This is a genomic window from Thiohalocapsa sp. (assembly GCF_019695415.1).
Classification (GTDB): domain Bacteria; phylum Pseudomonadota; class Gammaproteobacteria; order Chromatiales; family Chromatiaceae; genus Thiohalocapsa.
The window spans coordinates 1-1,691 of the sequence record NZ_JAIFKJ010000608.1 but is presented as its reverse complement, the minus strand read 5'-3'; the positions used below and the strand labels follow the sequence as shown (position 1 = coordinate 1,691).

The 1,691-nt window shown below is 69.7% G+C and carries 2 protein-coding genes; both read left to right on the top strand.

Features of this window, described 5'->3' with window-relative positions; all coding sequences use genetic code 11:
* Nucleotides 1-366: glycosyltransferase (locus tag I6U14_RS16655; RefSeq protein WP_296900754.1), on the top strand; the 366-nt coding region annotated here is incomplete at its 5' end.
* On the top strand, nucleotides 363-1,463 hold the full coding sequence (locus I6U14_RS16650; protein ID WP_296900752.1) for a glycosyltransferase family 4 protein: 1,101 nt from the start codon (nucleotides 363-365) through the stop codon (nucleotides 1,461-1,463). The genes I6U14_RS16655 and I6U14_RS16650, both read left to right, overlap by 4 nt.
* The last annotated feature ends 228 nt before the right edge of the window (nucleotides 1,464-1,691 follow it).

Here is a 1,691-nt window from a genome sequence, read left to right as displayed (position 1 = left end):
GACGCCGTGTCCCGGGGGGGGGGGGGGCGGGCGGGGGTGCCGGGCGGGGTGGAGGGAGGGGGAAACCGTGGCCTCGAGGCGAGGGCGGGCGGCCGGCCAGTTGTGGCCCACGCGGTTGGCGGTAAGCCGGAGCTGGTGGACCACGGCCATAGCGGCCTCCTATGCCCAAGAGGCGACACGGAGGCTCTCGCTCAGGCCATCGGCCGGCTCGTGCGCAACGATACCGAGCGTCTCGCCATGGGCAACGCCGGCCGCGGCCGCGCGGAGCAGATCTTCTCGCTGGATGCAATGCTGGTGCGCTATGCGGACTACTACCGCAACGCCCTGCCCTTCAGGCAGCAGTCATCCTTAACGAGCCAGGCATGAGCGCCCCCGGCGCCCAGCCGCCGGTGCCGCTGCCCCGGGTTCTGATGGTCGGGCCGCTGCCCCCGCCGGTGGGTGGTATGGCTAGCGTTGTGCAGAACCTGTCGCAAGCCCTCTCCGGCCGTGTCGAGCTGCGCGTCATCAACAACGTCAAGACCACCGACGTCGATCGCAGCCTTTGGCAGGGCGTATCCGCACAGCTGCGCCTGCTCGGCCGACTCGCCCGGCAAAGCATGCGCTGGCGCCCGAATGTCGTGCACATCCACACCTGCTCCTGGCTCAGCTTCTGGCGTAACGGAGCCGACGTCCTGTTGGCCCGAGTACTGGGCAGGCATGTGGTCTTGCATATTCATGGCGCACAGTTCCATCGCTTCCTCAGCGGCCTCTCGGGGATCCAGGCCTGGCTCGCCCGCCGGGTGCTGTGCGCCGCGCACCGGGTCGTGGTGCTCAGTGACGGCTGGCGAGGGGTGCTCGCGGGGTGGACGGATTCGGCGCGGATCGTCGTCGTGCCGAACGGCGTGCCTGTCGGTGCGCCGGCGCGACCGAGCAGTGCGGGGCCATTCCGGATTTTGTGTCTTGCCAATTACGAGGTGCGCAAGGGACAGGAGGATCTACTCCGGGCGCTTGCCGGGCTGGAAGTGGATCGGCCAGTGCGCATCGAGCTGCTGGGCTTCGAGGCCGAGGCGGGAAGGCGGCAGCGCCTGCTGGATCTCGCGACGGAGCTCGGCCTCGATGTGGACGTCCCGGGCCCTGTGACCGGTGCGGCCACGGATGCACGGCTCGCGCCAGCCCACCGCTTTTGCCTGCCGTCTTATGACGCGGGTCCCCCACTGTCCCTGCTGGGGGCCCTGGCCCGTGGCCTCGCCCTGGTGGGCGGGCGCGCGGGCACGCGCCCGCGGGGCGCCACCGATGGGACAGAGGGACTGCTCTTCGAGCCCGGCGACGCCACCAGGCTGCGTGAGCATTTGACGCGGCTGATACTGGAACCAGATACCGCCGCCGCCCTGGGCGCCGCGGCCCGCGCGCGTTTGGTGCGGGACTTCAGCCTAGACCACTCGGCAGAGTCGCTGCTCGACGTCTACCGCTCGCTTGCGCGCTGAGCGCTTTCACTTGGCAGACCAGGCGGAACGGCGGGTCCCGGAGGATGAAACAAATGCCCGACTAGTCCGGTCAGAAGCCAAGAGCAGAATTGATGAGACGTTTGCCATGCTGATCAAGCGATCGAGCGACATCCCGGCTTCCGAGATCACCCCGCGGGAGGTCTACCTGCGCCGCCGCGAGCTCCTGCGCGCCGCGGCGCTCGCGGGAGTTGGTGCGGCGCGCAGGAG

Coding starts and splice junctions, on each gene's coding strand:
- I6U14_RS16650 (WP_296900752.1), top strand. CDS start 363: ATGAGCGCCCCCGGCGCCCAGCCGCCGGTGCCGCTGCCCCGGGTTCTG.